Source organism: Arsenophonus endosymbiont of Crataerina pallida, from assembly GCF_964020125.1.
Lineage (GTDB): Bacteria > Pseudomonadota > Gammaproteobacteria > Enterobacterales > Enterobacteriaceae > Arsenophonus > Arsenophonus nilaparvatae.
On the sequence record NZ_OZ026540.1, the window covers coordinates 3603919 to 3623715 of the forward strand.

Below are 19797 nucleotides of genomic sequence, written 5' to 3' on the forward strand. Positions count from 1 at the left end.
CATCAGGAGTTATAATAACCCCAATAGATGAAGTCTGGGAAGGTGGAGGTTGTGGATAGCAGAAATGCAATAATATTAATTGAAAAAGATGGGTGGTACTTGGTTAGAGTGAAAGGCAGTCATCACCAGTTTAGACACCCAACAAAAAAGGGGCTGGTAACAATAAAACACCCTCAAAAAGATATTCCGTTACCAACATTTAAAAGTATTAAAAAACAAGCTGGGCTATAAGCTCAGCAAGGAGATTACATGTTGTATCCCATCGCTATTGATAAATCCAGTTCATCATTTGGTGTAAGAATTCCTGATATTCAAGGTTGTTTCTCTGGTGGAGAAACATTGAATGAAGCAGTAGAAAGTGCAAAAGAAGCAATTGAGGCACATCTTGAATTATTACTTCAAGAAAACGAATCATTACCTATAGCTAACAGCATTGATAAATATTTATCTGATTCTGAATATAAAAATGTGATTTGGGCAGTCGTTGATGTCGACGTTACTCGATTGATGGGTAAAACAGAAAAAATCAACGTGACTTTGCCATCTTTGTTAATTCACCGCATTGATCAATATGTTGCTTCTCATCCTGAATACGGTAGTCGTTCTGGTTTTTTGGCTAAAGTTGCTGCTGAGAACATTCTAGTTTGATTCTCTCAATCTTGTTGTTACCTCACTATCCTTCACTTCCTCAAAGACATAGCGCACAAAGCCATAGTCGCTATAGTCTTTGCGGTTAATTGATTTAAAAATTTTTCCTTTGTACTCCAAGTAAACACCGAGCAAATCGGCATATTGCGGTTGCACATGCACCGTGAAATACTCCAATGACCAATCCAGACTATCTTTGTTAATTGCTTCATCCGGCAAACTGCTGATCACCCCTTCAATCGATTTTCGTGTTATCACAAAATCCGGCTTAAAATCTTTCGTGGTGATCACTTCCGTGATGAAAGTTAATGGTTGTGAAAATCGGCGGATGGTTCTTGCCATATTAGGCAGTCTCATTTTTTCACCATCTGATAGGTTATCGATTTTTTTAATGCTCCCGTGTCTTGCAATAGCCTTGCTTCGATGACACCTTTTCTTTTCAATTGCGCCTTGGTGCTTTCAGCATGCAAAGGCCACGACCCAAAACCTTGCGTATCAAATGCCTCAATTGACCAACCAACCGCCAGTTCGCCGATATAAGCCAGAAATGCTTTTGCGCTGATATCACCTGAAATGAATAAGCAGTATTTTTCTTTTACCGCTTTTTCAATGATGGCTTTTTGGTGATCACGAATCGGCACTCGCAAAAATGAGCGAGGCGGGATTTTCTCCGTGCCAAATTCGTGGATCGTAGCGACTTCCACCACACTGATATCCGAATCTTTGTACGGTCTGGTATTTTCCAATACGCCCACTTCAACTTTCAGTTTGTTGAGTTCTTCAAACTGTTTTTTGGCTTTTTCAAGCAATGTTGATTTAAGCATCACCAGTTCATCCCAACCGCCAAGGCGTAATTGTTAATGCGACTTTCCAGCGCCAAATATTGCTCACCAAAAGCGGAAGTTTTAAACCAATCATTCTCGATTCCTGAAAAATTCGCGCTGACACTGACATCGCCCACACTTTGACTACCAAACAGCACATTGGGATCGGCTGAATGAGAACCGTTGGTTGGACTGTTTTCATGGAATCCCGCCAAAAAAAGCAGATGAGCGGTGAGATACATCAAGCCTTGCTCATACATCGCACCCCACACTTTTTTGTCCATCCGGTTTTCAGCATCGGTTAAATAGAGCAACAATTTGTTGTCATCGGCGGTAAAGGTTTTTTCACCAAAACGGTCACGAAATTTCTTTAACATTTCTTGCATGATGCCCCCAAAAAGCGGATAAAATCCACTTAATTATACTTCAAACGAAGGCGTCTGTTTTGTGCCGTCAGTTAACTCAATCGTCAACGTCACCACATTACCTTCTTTGGCAGAGGTGATTTTTTTAATACCAACACCTGCATCGCCTTTCGTGCCTTTTTCACCCTTTTCACCTTGATCGCCTTTGTCTCCCTTGAGCGTTCCGGCATCCAGCGCTTCGTGAAGAGCAGATACCCCCGTTTCAATATTGTTCAGATTCTCCGCATTTAAGGGGGTTTTGGTTGACGGCGAATTTTCCCAGTTTGTTTTTGTATAGCTCATTATTTACTCCAAGATTGAACTAAGCATGAGGGGCTTGCCCTCATGCTGGTAATTGCGGAAAGTGATTATCAGACGGTAGGGTTGTTCCGCTTGGAAAACCGCCGTCTATGACTTTGGGGCAGTTTTGTAATCGGCGTAAACGGCAGATAGTGGTTGTTTCCACATTGCACCTCCGAAAGCCGACCGATAGCCACACTCATAGGTCAGCAAATCCCTCTGGCGAACCGCCAATAATTCCGGCATATGCACTTTCATCTCAACATACTCTTCGTCATAGGTATAAATCGCCAGACGGGTTTTGCCTTTGGTTATCTCTTTGGCATATCCTGCTGGAACTTTCACAAAGGTGATAGTAAAGCTGTCATTGCCTGAAGCTTTCCTTAAAGCGGCCATAATCCTGTCCATGGCAGAAACAGGAAGAAGGTCAGTACCCACAATCGGACTTTGGCTATCAAACTTTTGCATCGCCAGCATGAAATCAGCGGCATCCATCGCTATGTGCGTTGGTTGCACCCGATAATCTGAGTTTGCCCACGCCTTGTTGTAAGCATCCAATACCAGTTTGATAAACTCATTAGCGCTCATATCTTTCAGCGACTTACCCGATGCTTCCTGCATCACCTGAATTTTACTACCTGTCAACAAACCTTCTTGCCCTTTAACTTTGGCATGACCAAGGTAGCCTGCATATTGCAGCGTAGACAGGGCATTGGCGTACAAATCATCTTGCTTTTTGCTTTGCAGATTAATATTGATTTTGTTGATTTTCTCAAGTTCCTGCTGTGTCCAGACAACGGCTTTTGCCCACTGGCAAACAGGCGCTTTGTACATCTCAATGGTGCTGTCGATAGTGACTAACGAGTTGGTTTTGTTGCCAATAATGCCGTCTTTGACAGAGCCCAATACTTCGGTGATGCCGTATTCAATGTATTCATCGGCAAAATCCAGTCCTTCATTAATCGGGATTGCCTCACCAATATTAATTTCAGGCAGCTGTTTTTCCTGCAGTTGCGTGTCACGTTCGGTTAATGCTTCTTGCAATACCGTTTCAAAATAGGCTTCTTCAATCGCCATCTGTTATTCTCCTACCTTTTGAATGAAGCCAAGCGTAATCGCCACGCACTGACTGCCTGAACTGACATTTTCGACCCAATAACCCAAGTCGATATTGCCTGTTGCGGTTTTGGAGACTTTGCCTACATCGTCACCTGTTGCGACCACATAGACTTTGTCACCTCGTTTGAAGGTTTCATCTTTCGCGGTTGCCGCACCCACGCAATCCCCGTGTGAAAAATGCCCCACATTGACTTGCTTGTTGTGTGGTGCTTTGTCGCTATAGATATCTCTCACCACAATACCGTGGATGACATCGGTGGCAGCGGAAATCGGCTTAACACCGCCGTCAGGGTTCACCGCCACAAATACGCCGTAGGCAAGGTCAGCAGTGGTGTTGTTTTCTTCGCCCCACACTTTGTCATTGGAGCTTGATGCGCGATAGATTGTGCCTGCGCGTAAGGTTCCTTTATCGGAATCCCAATTTGTGAATCCAAATTCCATTATCGGCCTCCTAAGCGTTGTGATGCGGATTTGGTAGGTTTTCTATCGCCTAAGTTCAATCTAGGCTTGTTCTGTTCACGCTGGCGATTAATCAAATAATCGTATTTGCCGTTAATCGCAGAATCGCCGAGTTTTCTGGCTTCTAGCTGCGTCACCAAACCTTTCGCAATAATCACATTTTCCTTGATTTGTCGTGCGGTTCGACCGTGACCAATTGCCACGTCCCCAAACGTTGACTTGGCTTCGGCTTCCGTTTCCGCTAGCTCTTTTTCTGCTTTCAGTCGGGCGTTTTCTTCTTCCAACGCGTTGAGTTTTTCGGTCAACTCTTCGAGTTGTTTTTTCAGCGTCTCAATCAGCGATTTTTCATCGGTAACCTCTGTATTTTCAGGCACGGAGGGGATTTCACTGGCTGCATCGCCTTGCTTGATCTCACTGGTGGGTGACGGACTCACATTCATACTTTGCGCTTTACCAATCAATCCTGTTAATATTTCACCAATTTCTTTGGTGGCTTCATCGGCGGATCCGGTGAGCAACTGGATGTAATCACTCATCTGAATCAATAGGGTATCGGGTGTTTCGCCCTCATCCCCCAACGTATGCTGCTCTTTTACGGCAGCGAGTTTTGCTTTCATAGACACAGCGCTATCTCCTAGTTTTACATCATGTCCAGAGCGACCTACGTCAACAATCGCCACGTGGTCACCTCTGATGTGGGTTTTCTTGAAATCAATCCCCGTTGTGGTAGTCGGTTCGATAAACGACTTGTAACCACAACTGAGTTCTTTGATTTGGTAATTTTTAATGGCAGCAATCGCCTCAGCGTCATAAAGAAAAACATCGGCTGAAAGATAATCACCGTCTTGTTTCACATTTTGCACATGCCCAATGGCGGTTTCTTTCCAATTATCATTGGTCACCTCGTTATTGGGCGCATGAAAAAAGGTGAGCGGTTTTCCCTCAAAAGAGGCGATGGTTTCAGCGTCAAAAAGGTCTTCGGGTAACACCTCAACCTTGTAGCGTTTGGTGGGTAGCAAATTAGGTACATGACTGGAGAGTTCCTTCCCCTCAAATTCCTGTATCCCCACTTTGGCAATTTTGCTCGGGATGCGATAACCCGTTTCTAACTGCTGGGCGCCCTTAATATCAATAGGCAATCGGTTGTCATTGCCGTTCATCGTTCAGTCCTTCTATGCTTTGTAAAATCACTTTGCTGACGCAGCGACAATTGAAATCTTGCGAAGGGTGAAGCTCCACGCCCCCAATGCGTTTTCGTTTTTCCCACTGCTTGGTTTTCTCGTTGAAATACACGCTTGGGTCATCAAATCGGCAAATGCGATTATTCATCGCTGCATGCGAGGGACGGGTTCCGCCGTTTTTTCGTTTATCCATCACCGCTGACCAGCGATATAATTTAATCCCCAGTTTTTGCATTCTGAGATTGGTTAAATCGCCCATCGCTTTACGGCTTTGATCAATCGCAATTCGCATCCCTCGGTTTTGCTGAATATTTAACGCTGCCGTTATTTCCTTTCCCGCCTCTCGCAACGTTTTGTTGCCGCCTATCATCGATTGCCCAATTTTTTGTACATTGCTTAATGATTCGGTGTGTAATCCTTTAATCAACTGGACGTTTTCGCCAATCATGCCTTTAAAGAAATCCTGCGTTTGCTTAGTGTCCAACACCGCTTCGGGATTAATCGCCATCACAGACTCAAATTCACGGCTTAACCGTTTTTTGTTATCTGCGTTAGTTATCTTTGCAAAATTGCGGGCTACCCGTGTTGCAAATGCGCTGATGTCAATCGTTAAAAAGCGGTCAACAATGCGGTTAAAGGTTTGAAAACGTTTTTGGATAGAATCGGGGCTGGCATCGCCTAGATTTTTTTGCTGATTTTCACGGTAATTTCTTGCTTAACAACGAACTTTAAAAGTGAAATAAGATGTTTAACTGAGGAGGCATAATAGACTTCTGCGCGCTTACTCGGATTAATCGGCTTACACTCCCTCCCCGTTAATTTGCCTTTGGGTAGTAAATTCACTGCCATGCTCCTCACTGAGTAGGTTTGCCATCATCGTCACTTCCGGTACATTTTTAACGTCAACCAGTTCACGACGATTAAGCTCATTGAGTGCATCTTGTGGCTCAATCACGCCGTGTTCCAGCAACAGCATTAATGCCGTAGTCACGGTATTAAGATTCGTGGCAGACTCGGCTTTATTTTCAGTTTTGATTTGGACAAATTCAAAGGCGATTTCCGTTTCGCTAATGCCATGCTTGGCACAAATGAATTTGTCGAAGAAGTTAACAATCGGGCGCAACCGGGATTCTTGAATTTCAAAAATCGTGTCGTAGTAAGATTGTAAATCTTCCTGTCCGGTGGAAAATCCGGCGGCGCTATCACCAAACAAAATGGTTTTCGGTCTGTCCATCGCAACCGCCAATCGGTCTTGCGCTTTTGTCCAGATGTCTGAAACATTTGCTAGCGACAACTCTTTTTGCTCATACTGACTGTCGGCGTCTAACATCAAAACGTTGTGTCTGCTCTTTGCCTGTAAAACCAGTTTCAGCCAGTTAATAATCTCTTCTCCCCTTCCACCTGAAATATTCATATTCAGGTCTTTCAGCAAAAAGATATCGGACTTCATCTCACGCAACATGCCGAGCACTTCATCATTGACGTAAAGGTAACCGAGCAAATCGGAGATAAACGCCAGAATATCGCTTTTACCGTCATTGGCTTTTTCGCTCGCCTTGACAGTGCTATTGGTGATTTGATTAATGACAGTTAAACAACAACGGGAATGATGCACGGCTATCTTTTCGTCACTTTCCAATTCAAATAACAATGGCTTGTTAAAGTACGGACTAAAAATGTTGGTAGCGATTTTACGGATGCGATATTCCCCTTGCCGGACGACCAAAAACCCTTTTAGCTGTTCGTTATTCACATTGAGCGGTTTTTCCAGATTTTCTTCATCGGTCACCGCAATTAACAGACTACCACCGTAGAGTGCAGCCAGTTTTAACGCCATTTCTGCGTGCTTTTTGATGTTAAGGCGCTTTTCTTCGCCTGTGAACACATCATTCAGTTGTTCGGTTCGTTCTTCATCATCGCCCGTAAAACGCACGGTGCGCCAATGCTTAATACAGTCGCCTGACGTTTTGTTGATATATTTCCGCACAATCGACACATGCTCATATAGCCACGTCAAGCCTTTATCCGTTTCAAAATAGCCAGCACCTGCTATGCCAAGTGCGGCAAAACTGGACGGCAATGTGGTGGTGGACGCCCCTATCGCATTCACATCACGCATTAGATTACCCAACCCGCCATCAGCGAGTTTTTGGGGTGATTTTTTTCGAAAAGATGAAAGCATATGACCTCTCATGAGGTTAATTATTTGTATTTAACGAATAAGTGAAGGAGGTATCTTAGTTGAGATTATTTTAAGTGTACGAAATGGGTGTACACATTATACTGCATATCCGAAATTTATTTCACTGACTTTCGTACATATTAGGCGGCGTACGAAACTGCTCGATTTTGTACACCTATTAATGCCTACAATGTATCCAAAAAAGATACTGAACCTTTGATATATCCATCAAGCGAATAACGGATTGCATCCCAACAGTGATTGTTAGCATCAACAATGACAGGAAGTACGTCACCCGTATTGCGGTCAACTTTGTACGAATACAAACGAGCTTCTTCAATCGTATGTTTGCAGCGTGGGTGAATGATGATTTTTTTGAAGCCTCTTAGGTGCGCTATGCCGTCTTCTACGCTACCATTCCATTTAGATGCCGGCGCAATATTAAAACCCTGTCGTTTTAAGTAGCTGATAGTCTCTGGTCTGCTGTTGTCTGCTTTAATTGGCCAACGTGTTGTTTCCGGTATCGCTTGATAGAAATTCGGTAGTGCGTCCAACTCAACGCCGACCTTGTAGGCTTCATATTCGACGTACAAACAGTCACCAAGGATGAAACTCCGGATCAAGGTACTTGGGTCATTTGAAAAGCCAAAATCGGCACCAAACAACAATCGGTCTGCTTTTTTCCAGAGGTCATCATCAAATTCACTGATCTCATATTTGCCGTTCAATACTTGCTTATTGGAATTTTCCAAATAAGCACCTTCCCAAATCCACGCATAGGTATTAGCATCAAGCCGGATCCGGTCGTTTCTCCTTTCTTCATCCAAAACCTCGGGAAACCACGGATTGTCATTATAGTTAAGTTCAACTGACAAACAGTTACTTGGTTTTTTCTGCCTAAAGCGAACATCGGTTGCGCTCCCTTTTCGCTCTGGATTCCACGTCACCCAGATTTCAGAAGCCTCTTCTCGCACCGTCGGGATTAATTTTTGCCATGCGTACTCAGGGACATTTTCAGCCTCATCTATCCAACAAAAGAGAATTGATGATTTTGATTTTAGACTATCCAAATTGTGCCTTAATCCACAGAAGACAAAAGAAATTCGTTTGTCTTTGGTACGAATGTATCTTTCACCAATATCAAAAAAGGCATCAAGCCAACTGACGCTTTGTATTGCCTGTTTTACTTCCTGCATACTGGAATCTTCAAGGGAGTTCATGAACTCACGGGCGCAAAGGATAACGCCTTTTTTGCCTGACCTGGCTGCACTAAAAGCCTTAATCGCCAACATTAACGCAAAGGTATGTGTTTTGCCACTTCCTCGCCCACCGTAAGCGCAACGATAACGAGCACTCCCGTAAAACACTTCGGTTAATTTGGGTGGTATTTCAATCGTTGCCACTTTTATCATATGGAAACTTTCCTGCTTCTATCTTTATGACCTCTGGCAAAATAACAACATTTTCATCACGCTCATTTTTTATTTGATCTCGGAAAGCCTGAACAGAAACATGTTTACCTAACAGCTCAAGGTTTTTGATTTTGTCAGGCCATTTTATTTTTTTGAGCAATGCATCTGCACCCTCAACTCGTATGGCTGCAATGTCAAAACCACTTAATGTTGTTCGCCACACTTTAGGCCACGCCTTAATCGGCTTTAAATCACCTGATTCATCAAGAATATCGATAACGTCCATCTGGTCGATATCAACCAATCGCTTAAGTACGTAATCAGCGTTAACTTCAATGCGATTTTTGCGCTCCTCCATGAGGTCTTGTATGCGTTTTTGAATGTTGAGTTTTGCTAAGTTTTGACATGCGATATCTTTTGCAGTTTTTTCACTGTACCCTGCTCTTATTGCCGCCTGCGTCGCATTTAAATCAATCAGGTACTCTCGACAAAATGCTTCCTGCTTGTCTGTGAGAGTCATAACATCTACCTCAATTAATAATTATCGTTTTTTTGTTAATTTTGCCCATCGTTTAGCCTGATTGAGACAATCCGATATCATCTTGCCTCGTTTACTCGCTGGCTGTTTGCGGTAATAGCGAATAGCAACAAGTTCTAGCCCCCATACACCATGGGAACATCCACCATTATTTACAACCACCGCAGGACAATTTTGTCCCGCGCTTAATACTTGAACAAATTTTTTAATCTGAGAACTTCTCATAAATTTGCTTGGCTTTTGAGATTCTGTGGCTTCACCTTTTATTACTGCTGCCGCATGCAAATCATTAAGGCTATAGCGCCCTTCTTCATCGACTCTAACAGGAATGCCATAAATATTTACTTTTGGATATTTCATGATGCTAACCTTTCAAAAAAGAGACCTCAGCTCACACAGAACGAACAGGCCCCGAACGCATCATGATTGACTGACGTTCTCTGAGGTCTATTTTGTGAATTGTCTCGGGTTTATTTAAATGCGCGGTGAGGGCGCGGGGACTATCCGGAATTTCCGGATAGTTAAGTACTTAATTCATTGACGCTGTGTTTTGATGTACTGCTGTAAATATTCCGTTTGTTTTTCGTTCTCAACTATCATCTCTCTGCTCCTCAATTCGCCTTATCGCCTGTTTGTCAAGATTACACTGCTCAATCACTGTCAGTAACTGCTCATTGAGTATCAGGCTATCACGCCATGTCATCATACCCGTGATTACTGGCGGTAAGCAATCAGCGAGTAGGTGAGAGGGTATCGGAATGTGAGGAGTCTGAACGTATTCGATTTGTGTGCTGCTGCAACTCGACAACAGCACCATTAGGGATAATGCGATTGGCGCAATCCCGATTGGCGACATGCGTTTTAATTGCTGCTTGTGTTGCTTCAGAGTCAACCGCTTTACGCTGACGGGTTTCACTATTAATTCGTGCAATATCATTGATTGCCCTTATTGACTGAAAAGCATTAGTCGTGATGGCTACCTGTTTATTGAGGTCAACAGTGAGTTTTTTATTTAATGCCCTGACTTCGTTTAAGGATGTCAACAACCAAGATGCCCATAAGATTAATCCTGCAATAATCACTACGACAAATGCGTAAGGTCGCCATAACATATTACGCTCTCTATTTCTCGACGGGTCATTAGTCCTTTCCAGACTTCGCCTTTCACATAAACCCATCGTTTCATCTCATCACATGCTCCCTTTCGGTCATCAGCGTTGAGCTTTTTGAGTAACGTCGATTTAGCGAAATTTCCTACGCCCACGTTGTAGGCAAATGAGTAAAGGGCTGCCTGAGTGAGCGTATTGATACTGACCTTAATCAACGGGTCAACGTAACGCTTAACCGCGTTTAAATCGTCATTAAGCCACTTATCACACTCTTCTTGCGTGTACGTCCGGTTAGGCTCAATCTCGTTACCCGTATGGCCATAACAAACAGAAAGAATACCGCCACCATCGAAATAGGGCTTAAGTCTCAACCCTTCAAAATGCGTTATTATGCTTGAGGCCAAAAACAACGCACTACCGCCCGTTGCCATCACTATTTTTTTCGGTATTTTCATACTGACGCTCTTTGAGTTCGTACTCCTTTTTGCGGTAGTACACGTTGATTGAAAATGTCCCTATCGTGCAGATAATACCGACAATAGCCACCCACTGCTCAAGGGTAAAAAAACCTAAAATGGTTGTCGTTATGCCCCACAGATAGGCCGTTGGGGTTGAGTATTTTTCAGACATGCGCATATACCCTCCCGTTGAGGGTTCCATTGCTTGGATTAAACAGGGGAGCCAACCGCCTTACTCGTTTCGATTATTAGATTTGTCAGTATTGCGGTGGCGTAAACGAAAAACCCCACGTTTTCACATGAGGCCAATAAATTTGCAGAAAAGTATCAACAATCAGCAGTTTGTCTTGTTTTAGAAACATAGATAGTTTGAGATAGCGCTGATTCGTAATAATCTTCATCCAAAAAACGTAAAATTCGCATCAATTCAGCTCTTTTTTCAGGAAGAATAATTCTTCCATCTTGAGATAGTTGTATAATTAGATTGAAATTCTTAGCAGCAGCGACTATTTGATGCGTCGTAAAATTATCAAGTACTTTTGATTGGAGAATCAACGCAATCTTATTTCTAATCAATCTCCCAGCTTGACCTAAAAATTTTGATATATCATTAACCTGTAAACTTTTATGACCAGCAAAGGCTGCAACCTCATCATTAGTCGCTTCCTTAAAATATTCAGTCATGTCAAAAACACGCCGAAGAAGGTAAAAGCTCTGAAAACTTAATGAACTCCCATTCATGACTGCTAATAATTTAGTATCTAACGTAATTCCTGAGTCATTTATTTGTTGAAACGTGTCTTTTGAAAAAAACATTGATACTCGATTTTTAGAAGAAATTAGTCGGCGTCGTTCAAATAACTGAATAAGAATATACTTTTGCCCCTTGTGTAGATGCGATGTGAATATCGCCTTAACTTTATCAAGATAATGGAGTTGAGCATTGAAAGTCCCTACTGACAAAGGATTGTCTACTATCTCATTTATACCATCTATATCGGTAAAATCAGCAATGTTTAATAATTCTCCCTCATCAGGGCTACAACGCCCATCAAACGGTATAAGCTCAGGCTCGTTACCCCAAAAAGATTCGAATTGCTTACTAAACAATGCCTTTATTTCAGCCTGCAAAGATTGAGTAAGCGGAAATCTAATAATTCGTGCACCTGGAACGTCCGTCAATGCAAAAAGATTCATTAAACCTATTCCTTAATTTGCCACACTAATGTCTAAAACCCCATGCTCCCCAAGTTGCACAACATAATTCACAGTAGTGATGTCATTTATTTTTCTTTTGGTTATCATCAGATAGGTTATCCCATCTGCGGTTTCAACTTCATAAAAATGATAGCCAAACAACCCGAGAACAGGGTTTACCTGAAACGCATGCGTGCTCCACAATACAAACAAAAGCATAACGGCAGCCATAGCCCAAGCACCCAAGTCTGGTGCAGATACACCTTTAAATACCAACGGTAATACATACGCGGTAAAAAAACCGATAACTTCTTTATCTGCGCTTTTTGCTTTTTTTATACTTATCGGTAAGCATTCAAGATGCGCGCGTGCTCTATTGACTACAACAATTGCAGTCAATCCGAGAATAAGACATGCCACAAGAGCGATTACTGCAAATTGAAACTTATTACTTGTTACAAACACGTATGTTAATGATATAGAAAGTGGAGCAATAGCAGTAAGCGCAAACAAAATACGTATGAGTCGGCTTAACATATTCCCCCCCTTTCCCTCATTTTTTGAGAGGCTTCAAATCATAATAATATTAGAACTGCTGACCTAAAAATACAACGAACTTTTAAACGAAAAGCCCCGCAAAAAGCGAGGCTCTATGATTTTTTATATAACTGTATCAGCTTACCCTAAAATTATTGGCCATTTGTCCATTAAAGTCAAGTCATAATTAGGTAAAATTAACCACTTTAGCAACCGAATTTTTATTTTTCATGACAGTTAATAGCCGATTGTGTATTAAATACAGGCTGGCATTGAAAATATCATCAATCTCCCTTCTGCATGTTCTTGGTGATGGCCTTTTCCACCTTCCCCCCGCTCTGGTCATCATCCTTCTGGGTTTCGCTGTCTTGTGATAATACGTGGCTATGCTGAGCTTTGATTTACCGTGAACATAATAACTTAACAAAATGTTGTAGGCTCTCTCGTCAACTCGCATAACAGAATTAACAACTTCAGAAATAATCAACCCTTCATCATCACGACACATGGGTCTTGAGGATATACTTTCCCCTTTCGCTTTTTTCATGAATCGCCAGATAATGTTGAATTGCCATTTATCCAACTCACCCGAATACACCCATGCGCCCCAAAGCTCAAGCCAATGATTTACCCAGTCATACTGTGCTTTTGTTAATTCCAATGACTTAACCGCCTTCATCTCTCCTCCGGCAAAAATAGGAATAGGGGCATGGTTTCAATGCCCTGCGTTGAATATTAATGGTGGTTTAGTGTGTGGGCTTTTTCTTCGCCCATTCGAAAGGTAATACCTGCCTGATACCAATCCGGTAAGAAAAACTCAATGCGCCCTGTATATCCATCAAGTCGCATCGTTTTCATTCTTTTTAGCTCACTTTTCATTTGACGGTAGATTTCATCCATTTCACCCACCTTGAGATTTACAGGGGTATTCGCCAGCATCGCTATTTTGGCAATAGTCATCTCGCCATACGTTATTTCTGCATGCGCGGTAAACTCGTAAGGGTCTTCGCCTAGCTTACGATGACAGCCTACGCAGTGCGAAAAACTATTACAGGGGTGATAACGGGTGGCTTTATGTCGTCTTGATTTGAAGTGTGAGCAGTGCAGTTTAGCGCGTTCATACTGAAAATGTCGTCCGCAATAATCGCATATCCAGTTTGTTCTTTCGCGGACTAATTCAGAGAACACGGCATCGTATTTATCCCTTTTTAGTGCCATTAATATTATTTCTCCCAATAAAAAACCCCTCATTGGAGGGGTAGCAATTAATGATTAAATTTAAGGTGATTGATTATTCTTGCCGTCTCTCAATAAAATTCTCTCCGTTTGACCGATTTTTTTATATAATCCGACAACTCTTAACTTATATAATAAATTTTATGCCAATTACTATTCATCCCAAGGCGGGGCAATTACTACTTTGTGATTTTTCTAAAGGATTTAGAGAGCCTGAAATGGTAAAGGCCTCTCGTCCTGTCATAATACTGTCAGGTTTTATTCCTGGGCGAAAAAACTTAGCAACTATCGTATCGTGTAGTACAGTTAAACCCGATATTGTCAGGAATTATCATTATAAGCTCCCTGACCAATCAACTCCTAAAAGTAAACACTTTATGGGTAGAGACACATGGGTAAAAGGTGACATGGTTTATACTGTTGCCTATCACCGATTGGATCTAATCTACTTGAGTAAAAACCGCGAAGGTAAAAGAGACTATTTTACCCAGCGACTTGGAAAAGAACAAATGAATGAAATATATCGTTGTGTTCTTCATGGGATGGGTATGAGTTTTATGTGTCAATACTTGTAATGGAATAATTTGTTATCTTAATTCTGTGTTGCATAAAAATTTTTCCCTGCTAACATTGCTAATGTCTCCTGCGTTAATCACATTCACGATTAGCTGACAGGCTTTAAGACTACTCTAAGGTGCGTCCATTGTAGCCAGCGTGACAAAAAGCGATTGCAAGCTAAGTCAACGCTGAGAACAAGCCCCCTTCCATGGGGGTTTTGCTTTATTAATCGCTCATTCATCCTGTGCCTGTTTTAATTTCATATATTCCGAGCTTTCCGGTATCGTCACAAAACAACCGATGCCAATCGCCCAGCATTCCACTTTTTGCATAAAGACATGCAATTTCCCCCGTATCAAGTTTTGATGTCCTCTTAAGCGTTCTGACGCGCTCTGGCTGCTGTGTGGTCACATCAATACGCTCTACTACCTCATAACCAAGAAAAGTGTGCTTGAGCATTTCCTTCACCTGCTCAGCGGTAAAATTAGCGTTGTTAGCACACAGATATTTGCTTATCTCTGCGCACCACAAATGAAAAAGTGAATTTTGAGAGAGTGAACGGGTTTTACGGTAAGGCTTGATAATGAGTTGATGCGGTTGGTTTGTTGCGAGGACAGCTTTTAAGGTTTGCCAGACGGATTGTTTCGTTGATTCGTGGAAGAGTAAGTTATCTTCCATCACTTAACTTCTCTCATCTCCACCCCTTTAGCGGCATAACCGGTTACCTGTTTCCCCGCTATCCGCTGACGCTTTTTCGTCAAAAAATGGATATGGTCTTCATAAACATAACGGTATTCACCATCGACAAGGATGTGTTTAAAAGCTTTCATTGGTTGTTTTGCATACTGCACAAATTTATTATTATCTTTATATATCAATACATTAGATGGACGTAACGTTTTTCTTGCTTTCGATTCTTTAATTTCCTTCTCTGCACCCCTGTATATCCAGAATGTTTCTTTATGGCCCGTAATTTTACGTGTACGAACTTTAATATAACCAAGCCGTGCCATTAATCGACTAAACTCATTATTACTTTTTACCAACAAAGAAAGTTCATAGGTTGATTCACATAACCAGCCATGACGAACATACTCTTTGACCAATGCCTTATTGTGTTCAATGTTAATCACTGTATATTTATCATGTTGTCTAGGATGTCGATAGATAACCCAATTATCAAAAGCGTCTTGCCTTTCATTTGTTAATATCTGCACTGCAAAAGTTCTTAACGCTTTTCCATTTTTACGATTCCAATATTCAACCCATGAATCAGAGCGGTTAAGTATCAAAAGACAGTAATTATCAACTTTATGTGAATGCACGCCACGTGAAAAAACCTTATTTTCCAATGGCCTATCTGGACATAACGATGCTTGATATTCATAAGATTTTTTATATCCTCCGGTGAATCCGGTATCACTATCTGCCTCATGAACGGAAATTCCAGAGTTTAGCCAGACTAACCCATTTCCATTGTGTCTCAGTCCTAAATCCGTTAATGTACAGATACCGTTGTTAATGGCTGACCAGTTACCCGTAATCACCGCTTTTCGGCGGTTAAATATATTGAAGTCCTCACTTTGGGCACAAAAATGTCCCTCACAGCGATTTGCCATGTTTTGAATTTTCATATTTTTGCCTATTTGATTTTTATTGGGGTAGGTTTAGCGAAGTACAGGTGAAATTTTCTATTGATACTTTTGGCAATTTGTCACGCTTTCCAGCTTTGCCATTGCCAACAGTCCAGTAGTAATCCGTCTTCATAAATTGCATTTTGAACATGGACGGCTGGGATAACATTTCCAGGCAATCCTGTTCTGAGAGTGCTTTGTCGCTAAAGCGATACCAATAGACAGATTCGCCACCATCCTTAACAAGGGTTGCTTCGATTTGGTGTTTCATTGGGGGTGTCCTGATTATTTGAAGATGTTGAAACTGGGTTTAATCTCTAGATACATTGTTGTTCATCCAAACTTGGTCATAGTCACTGTTTGGCATGTTGGCGATGTAATTGTATGGACTTGTATTTTCTTCTGCTAAAAATTGATGCGCCTGTTTATCCAAATACAATGAGATTTTTCCTTCCCACCCTTCCCCATTTCGCTGTTTTTCCAGACACAATATGGAAGCGGGCTCTTTTAAATATTCCTGCTCTTTTTCAGTTAGTATTTGACTAGCCTCTAGTTTCTGTAACGCTCGTTCTCTGCGTTTATTTCGCCAGATGATGAAAAGGTTATCGGCAAGGTCAGTGATTGAACCTGAGCCTTTTACGTCCATTTTTCCTGTGGGTTTTTCTTCACTTTCCGATTTACGGCTGTGTGTCACTAAAATAACATGACTTGAAGTTTTGTTTTTAAAATCACACAATGCATCCATGAAGGCTTTTTGCCCATTGTAATCATCATCGGCAAGCCCACACTTCATCAGGCTATCAATGATAAACAGATTGATACCATATCGGCGGTTAGCATATCTAAATATTTCCAGTAATCGTGATGATTTCGCTGTCCCTGTTAAGCCAAATAACCAGAGACTATCATCATAAAACTTAAAAGCGGACTCAATTTCTAATTGTGAGGGTAATTTAGTGCATGTTGCTTGACGGGTTAGACGCTTTAGAAATGTTGCGGGTTTTAACTCAAACGAAGCAACACAGGCTCTGATTTCTTGGCGCATCGCTTCACACAGAATATGCCCCAATATTTCACTCTTACCGTGTCCATTGACCCCATTGAGTAGCGTTAACTCAGATTCACGATAACTAAAATGGCGATTTAATGACTCCCAAGGTGTCTTGAACAAATATTCCTCTCTACCGTAGAATGCATCCAGCGTACTCTGATAAAAATCTCTCGCTGTGCAGAGTTCTTCAGGGTCAAAATAAGCGGCTGTTTCAAGGTAGTGTACAATTTCCTGTTGTGTCAGGCCAGCCTGTAAACATTCGTTAATGTCCTTGTGGGGCAATTTGACTAAACGACACCGATATTCCCCTAATCGACGAGCAATTTCCAAGGCGGCCTGTTGCCCCACTTCGTCATTGTCCATTGACAACCAGATTTCAGTAAAGCGGTCAAGATTATGAAATTCATACTCAATCCACTGTTGTTTTGCCCCACTGCCGCCACCAAAGGGAACCGACAATGCGCTTAACCCGTACTGATGATAACTCATGCAATCAATTTCACCCTCGCACAATATGACTGCACGAATCGCTTTAGGTAACGCTTGCCAGCCAAACAAACAAGGTTCACAATCCGCTTCAACTGAAATGACCTTCTTCCCACTGGGTCTTACTGTGCTAATCCGTTTTACCTGTATCAGCTCGCCTTCTCGCTTGTAAGGGAAGGCTATCGCGGGTATTTCTTTGTTTGCTTCAGCTGACCAAACAACGGCATCACTGACTTGGAATTCTTCTGCCGTTTTGCGGTCTATGCCTCGTGATTGAAGATATTCGTAACAGTCTTTTGGTTTACGGACGGTTTTCTTCAGTGATGCGGGTTGTGGGCGTTTAAACTGTTTTTTCCGTTTTGCTTCAAATGCACCGGATTCATCCACTATCCCTAGAAACTGTTTTGCCTCTGCCATCGCCTGATGCAAACTACAGTCCCTGACCTGAATCCATAAATCAAGTAAATCCCCCCCTGTTCCCTCAGCAAAATCTGACCAAACCTTTTTGCCAGACAGATTAACTTTTAAACTTTTCCCCTGCTCACCATGCACAGAGCCAGCCACCCACTCATGACCCTCTTTTTTGCCTTCAGGTAAGAGATATTTAGCCACTCTGACAACATCAAGCCATAAGCGCTCAGATAATTCCGTAATCGTTATCATGCTTCCCTCAGATTAAATTTATCAAAACCGTATTGCACAATGCCAGCACTTAGCCAGCCGTAGTTATACCCACGGATGAGTATTGATTTGATAATTGATTTCATGATGATTTTGTTAGAAAAATACCAAGCCGTTACTAACGGTAAACGTTGATGTGGTTGTTGCTTGAGGTTTGGTTGAATGGGATTGTATTACCGGTTTGTCATCCAGCCAGCGTTTGCCATTGAGGTAAGTGGCAGGATGTAACTTTTCAAAGCCAAACTGATTAGCCTGTAACCTAGATTGAATATCAGACACAAGAAATTCTGCAAACTGCTCAGGTGTTTCCCCAGTCTCCTTCCGCCACAACTTGAATTGAGTTTTGAATGCGGATTTGGCGGATTGCTTACCCACTTTGCGCTGAACCTGTGACCAGAATATGCCTTCAAACGCTAAATCAATTGGATTTTGATTTGCTTTTGCAATTTCAGAGTCTGTTTTTTTAACCTCAGATCGAACGGGTTCGATCAATATGTTTTTATTCTTTGTAGTAATCTCTGTAGTAGTCTCTGTATACGTCTTACGTTTCAACGTAGGGGGTGTTACGTTTTTTCGTAGGGGGTATTCCGTTTCAACGTAACCCCTATTGCATTTTTTCGTAGGAGCTATTACAGAAACTGATTCTAGTTCAGGGTGATTATTAACCCATTGTGTGGCGTTAGTTATCTCATCAATGCGTGCAGGAACAGGTTCAATAAACAAAACATTACAACAAGCCCCGGTTGAAGTATTAATTGTACGGAGTTCTAGGGTAATAATACCTTGCGATTTCAATCGCTTTAAGGCATCAGTCACTTCTCGTTTTGTAAATCCGAACTGATCAGCAAAAGATTGATAACTACGCTGTAATTTGTCACCCTGAAAACGCTTGCGCCAGCCTTTCAGTTCGCCCGTACATTCGTCTCTGATTTCAGTTGGACGATACCAGTAAATAATTTCAGACAGTAGAACAATAGCGGTGCTATCAGGCTTTCCACTTGGCATTTTGATATGATGCCACCAGTTAGCAGGGATAACATTACCAGACAGATTTAGACGCCCAATTTGGTTAACGGTCTCGGTTGGAGTAAGATGTTTCATTGATTACCTCTAATTGATTCTTGACGATGTTTAAGCCTTAATTTTGCATCTTCTAATGCAGCTTTGAGCTTCTTGGCGGCTAATTCTGTGAAAGAGTGATTGACCCTCTCTCGAATAATGTTTTTATGGATATTTGACTGGTAAAATCGGCGCTTTTTTGGCATAATAACCTCGCTGAAATTGAAAGAAAAAAAGGGAAATTTGCCGTTTCCCTTCTCCTTGAAATACTAATTAAATACAACCCTCGACTTGACATTTAGAGGCTTCATCGTTTTTTAACCTTGAAGCTTCTTTTTTTGGCAATCTCAAATGCTCCAGCATGTCTATCAGCTTGCGGATTTCCTTCCCCGATATATTCGTTATGACTAAATCCTGCTTCGGTGAATCGTAGCCAATGCAATCAAGCAATTTTGCCATCTTCGGAATTATCCCATCCTCTGACTGCCATCTCGTGATTTGAGATGAATTTACACCAATAGCCTGAGCAATTCTTATTGCTGAATGTGTCTGAATACCATTGCGTATTCTGGCTTCAATGTTTTTTGCATTTGATTTGCGTGTAATTGTGGTTTCCATGTCTATACTTAATTCCATAAGTTTCAGATAATAGTTATCCCTCCCGATGGGCTGGGAATGTAAAATCTCCCAATTTCAGGGAGCCCAGGTTGTTAAAGAGCGGTAA

The 19797-nt window shown here is 41.8% G+C and carries 31 protein-coding genes; 4 read left to right on the forward strand and 27 right to left on the reverse strand.

All coding sequences use genetic code 11. The features are described from left to right. Positions 1-51: 51 nt before the first annotated feature. Positions 52-231 (forward strand): type II toxin-antitoxin system HicA family toxin, encoded by a 180-nt coding sequence (locus AACL31_RS19300; protein WP_310513396.1) that lies wholly within the window; start codon positions 52-54, stop codon positions 229-231. A gap of 18 nt (positions 232-249) precedes the next feature. Further along, entirely contained in the window at positions 250-648 is a 399-nt protein-coding gene (locus AACL31_RS19305) for a type II toxin-antitoxin system HicB family antitoxin (protein WP_310513397.1), read from the forward strand. Here AACL31_RS19305 and AACL31_RS19310 read toward each other — a convergent pair. The 9 genes from AACL31_RS19310 to AACL31_RS19350 form a co-directional block, all read right to left on the reverse strand. Continuing rightward, entirely contained in the window at positions 640-1005 is a 366-nt protein-coding gene (locus AACL31_RS19310; protein WP_310513398.1) for a hypothetical protein, read from the reverse strand. The genes AACL31_RS19305 and AACL31_RS19310 overlap by 9 nt on opposite strands. Next, positions 1002-1472: a hypothetical protein gene (locus AACL31_RS19315; protein ID WP_310513399.1), complete on the reverse strand. Its 471-nt coding sequence runs from the start codon at positions 1470-1472 to the stop codon at positions 1002-1004. The genes AACL31_RS19310 and AACL31_RS19315 overlap by 4 nt, the downstream gene beginning before the upstream one ends. Continuing rightward, positions 1472-1858, reverse strand: coding sequence for a DUF4054 domain-containing protein (locus tag AACL31_RS19320; RefSeq protein WP_310513400.1), 387 nt, complete (start codon positions 1856-1858; stop codon positions 1472-1474). The genes AACL31_RS19315 and AACL31_RS19320 overlap by 1 nt, the downstream gene beginning before the upstream one ends. Before the next feature lie 33 nt (positions 1859-1891). Continuing rightward, the gene (locus AACL31_RS19325; protein WP_310513401.1) at positions 1892-2179 is read right to left on the reverse strand and encodes a hypothetical protein; all 288 of its coding nucleotides are present in this window, start codon (positions 2177-2179) and stop codon (positions 1892-1894) included. Between the two features lie 105 nt (positions 2180-2284). Further along, positions 2285-3253 carry a major capsid family protein gene (locus AACL31_RS19330; RefSeq protein WP_310513402.1) on the reverse strand — a complete coding sequence of 323 codons (969 nt, stop codon included), beginning with the start codon at positions 3251-3253 and terminating at the stop codon, positions 2285-2287. A gap of 3 nt (positions 3254-3256) precedes the next feature. Continuing rightward, a complete protein-coding gene (locus AACL31_RS19335) occupies positions 3257-3736 on the reverse strand; it encodes a structural cement protein Gp24 (protein WP_310513403.1) in 480 nt (159 codons plus the stop codon). Further along, entirely contained in the window at positions 3736-4914 is a 1179-nt protein-coding gene (locus AACL31_RS19340; protein WP_310513404.1) for a DUF2213 domain-containing protein, read from the reverse strand. Before AACL31_RS19340 ends, AACL31_RS19335 begins: the two co-directional genes overlap by 1 nt. Continuing rightward, a complete protein-coding gene (locus AACL31_RS19345; protein ID WP_310513405.1) occupies positions 4901-5443 on the reverse strand; it encodes a phage minor head protein in 543 nt (180 codons plus the stop codon). The genes AACL31_RS19340 and AACL31_RS19345 overlap by 14 nt, the downstream gene beginning before the upstream one ends. 291 nt (positions 5444-5734) lie before the next feature. Beyond that, positions 5735-6922 (reverse strand): anti-CBASS protein Acb1 family protein, encoded by a 1188-nt coding sequence (locus AACL31_RS19350; RefSeq protein WP_339053542.1) that lies wholly within the window; start codon positions 6920-6922, stop codon positions 5735-5737. A gap of 64 nt (positions 6923-6986) precedes the next feature. Here AACL31_RS19350 and AACL31_RS19355 point away from each other — a divergent pair, with 64 nt between their 5' ends. Continuing rightward, positions 6987-7121 (forward strand): hypothetical protein, encoded by a 135-nt coding sequence (locus tag AACL31_RS19355; RefSeq protein WP_339053543.1) that lies wholly within the window; start codon positions 6987-6989, stop codon positions 7119-7121. Positions 7122-7302: 181 nt separating this feature from the next. Here the strand turns inward: AACL31_RS19355 and AACL31_RS19360 are convergent, their stop codons facing one another. From AACL31_RS19360 to AACL31_RS19405, 11 genes are all read right to left on the reverse strand, one after another. Further along, positions 7303-8529 carry a PBSX family phage terminase large subunit gene (locus AACL31_RS19360; RefSeq protein ID WP_310513407.1) on the reverse strand — a complete coding sequence of 409 codons (1227 nt, stop codon included), beginning with the start codon at positions 8527-8529 and terminating at the stop codon, positions 7303-7305. Then, the gene (locus AACL31_RS19365) at positions 8507-9049 is read right to left on the reverse strand and encodes a terminase small subunit (protein ID WP_310513408.1); all 543 of its coding nucleotides are present in this window, start codon (positions 9047-9049) and stop codon (positions 8507-8509) included. The genes AACL31_RS19360 and AACL31_RS19365 overlap by 23 nt, the downstream gene beginning before the upstream one ends. Positions 9050-9070: 21 nt before the next feature. Then, positions 9071-9427, reverse strand: coding sequence for a KilA-N domain-containing protein (locus AACL31_RS19370; RefSeq protein ID WP_310513409.1), 357 nt, complete (start codon positions 9425-9427; stop codon positions 9071-9073). Between the two features lie 229 nt (positions 9428-9656). Continuing rightward, positions 9657-9884 (reverse strand): Rz1-like lysis system protein LysC, encoded by a 228-nt coding sequence (gene lysC / locus AACL31_RS21200; protein WP_422389266.1) that lies wholly within the window; start codon positions 9882-9884, stop codon positions 9657-9659. Continuing rightward, entirely contained in the window at positions 9799-10179 is a 381-nt protein-coding gene (locus AACL31_RS19375) for a hypothetical protein (protein WP_339053544.1), read from the reverse strand. The genes lysC and AACL31_RS19375 overlap by 86 nt, the downstream gene beginning before the upstream one ends. Then, complete coding sequence (locus AACL31_RS19380; RefSeq protein WP_339053545.1) at positions 10149-10631, reverse strand: lysozyme; 483 nt, start codon at positions 10629-10631, stop codon at positions 10149-10151. The genes AACL31_RS19375 and AACL31_RS19380 overlap by 31 nt, the downstream gene beginning before the upstream one ends. Then, on the reverse strand, positions 10591-10812 hold the full coding sequence (locus AACL31_RS19385; RefSeq protein WP_339053546.1) for a phage holin family protein: 222 nt from the start codon (positions 10810-10812) through the stop codon (positions 10591-10593). Before AACL31_RS19385 ends, AACL31_RS19380 begins: the two co-directional genes overlap by 41 nt. 149 nt (positions 10813-10961) lie before the next feature. Continuing rightward, the gene (locus AACL31_RS19390) at positions 10962-11831 is read right to left on the reverse strand and encodes a Kiwa anti-phage protein KwaB-like domain-containing protein (protein ID WP_339053547.1); all 870 of its coding nucleotides are present in this window, start codon (positions 11829-11831) and stop codon (positions 10962-10964) included. A 12-nt stretch (positions 11832-11843) separates the two neighbouring features. Beyond that, the gene (locus tag AACL31_RS19395; protein WP_339053524.1) at positions 11844-12368 is read right to left on the reverse strand and encodes a hypothetical protein; all 525 of its coding nucleotides are present in this window, start codon (positions 12366-12368) and stop codon (positions 11844-11846) included. A 187-nt stretch (positions 12369-12555) separates the two neighbouring features. Then, the gene (locus tag AACL31_RS19400; protein ID WP_310513647.1) at positions 12556-13047 is read right to left on the reverse strand and encodes an antiterminator Q family protein; all 492 of its coding nucleotides are present in this window, start codon (positions 13045-13047) and stop codon (positions 12556-12558) included. Positions 13048-13103: 56 nt separating this feature from the next. Continuing rightward, on the reverse strand, positions 13104-13586 hold the full coding sequence (locus AACL31_RS19405; RefSeq protein ID WP_339053548.1) for a hypothetical protein: 483 nt from the start codon (positions 13584-13586) through the stop codon (positions 13104-13106). Between the two features lie 161 nt (positions 13587-13747). Between AACL31_RS19405 and AACL31_RS19410 the strand changes: the two genes are divergently transcribed. Next, complete coding sequence (locus AACL31_RS19410; protein WP_310513240.1) at positions 13748-14179, forward strand: type II toxin-antitoxin system PemK/MazF family toxin; 432 nt, start codon at positions 13748-13750, stop codon at positions 14177-14179. 220 nt (positions 14180-14399) lie between these two features. Here the strand turns inward: AACL31_RS19410 and AACL31_RS19415 are convergent, their stop codons facing one another. From AACL31_RS19415 to AACL31_RS19445, 7 genes are all read right to left on the reverse strand, one after another. After that, a complete protein-coding gene (locus AACL31_RS19415; protein ID WP_339054033.1) occupies positions 14400-14840 on the reverse strand; it encodes a recombination protein NinB in 441 nt (146 codons plus the stop codon). Continuing rightward, positions 14840-15796 (reverse strand): hypothetical protein, encoded by a 957-nt coding sequence (locus tag AACL31_RS19420; protein ID WP_339053549.1) that lies wholly within the window; start codon positions 15794-15796, stop codon positions 14840-14842. Before AACL31_RS19420 ends, AACL31_RS19415 begins: the two co-directional genes overlap by 1 nt. Positions 15797-15815: 19 nt before the next feature. After that, a complete protein-coding gene (locus AACL31_RS19425) occupies positions 15816-16067 on the reverse strand; it encodes a DUF1187 family protein (protein ID WP_339053550.1) in 252 nt (83 codons plus the stop codon). A gap of 39 nt (positions 16068-16106) precedes the next feature. Continuing rightward, entirely contained in the window at positions 16107-17993 is a 1887-nt protein-coding gene (locus tag AACL31_RS19430) for a toprim domain-containing protein (protein ID WP_339053995.1), read from the reverse strand. Between the two features lie 117 nt (positions 17994-18110). After that, positions 18111-19115, reverse strand: a complete 1005-nt coding sequence (locus tag AACL31_RS19435) for a replication protein (protein ID WP_339053551.1) — start codon at positions 19113-19115, stop codon at positions 18111-18113. Continuing rightward, a complete protein-coding gene (locus AACL31_RS19440; protein WP_310513698.1) occupies positions 19112-19279 on the reverse strand; it encodes a DUF2740 family protein in 168 nt (55 codons plus the stop codon). The genes AACL31_RS19435 and AACL31_RS19440 overlap by 4 nt, the downstream gene beginning before the upstream one ends. Positions 19280-19346: 67 nt before the next feature. Then, positions 19347-19691 (reverse strand): CII family transcriptional regulator, encoded by a 345-nt coding sequence (locus AACL31_RS19445; protein ID WP_339053552.1) that lies wholly within the window; start codon positions 19689-19691, stop codon positions 19347-19349. Positions 19692-19797 lie beyond the last annotated feature (106 nt).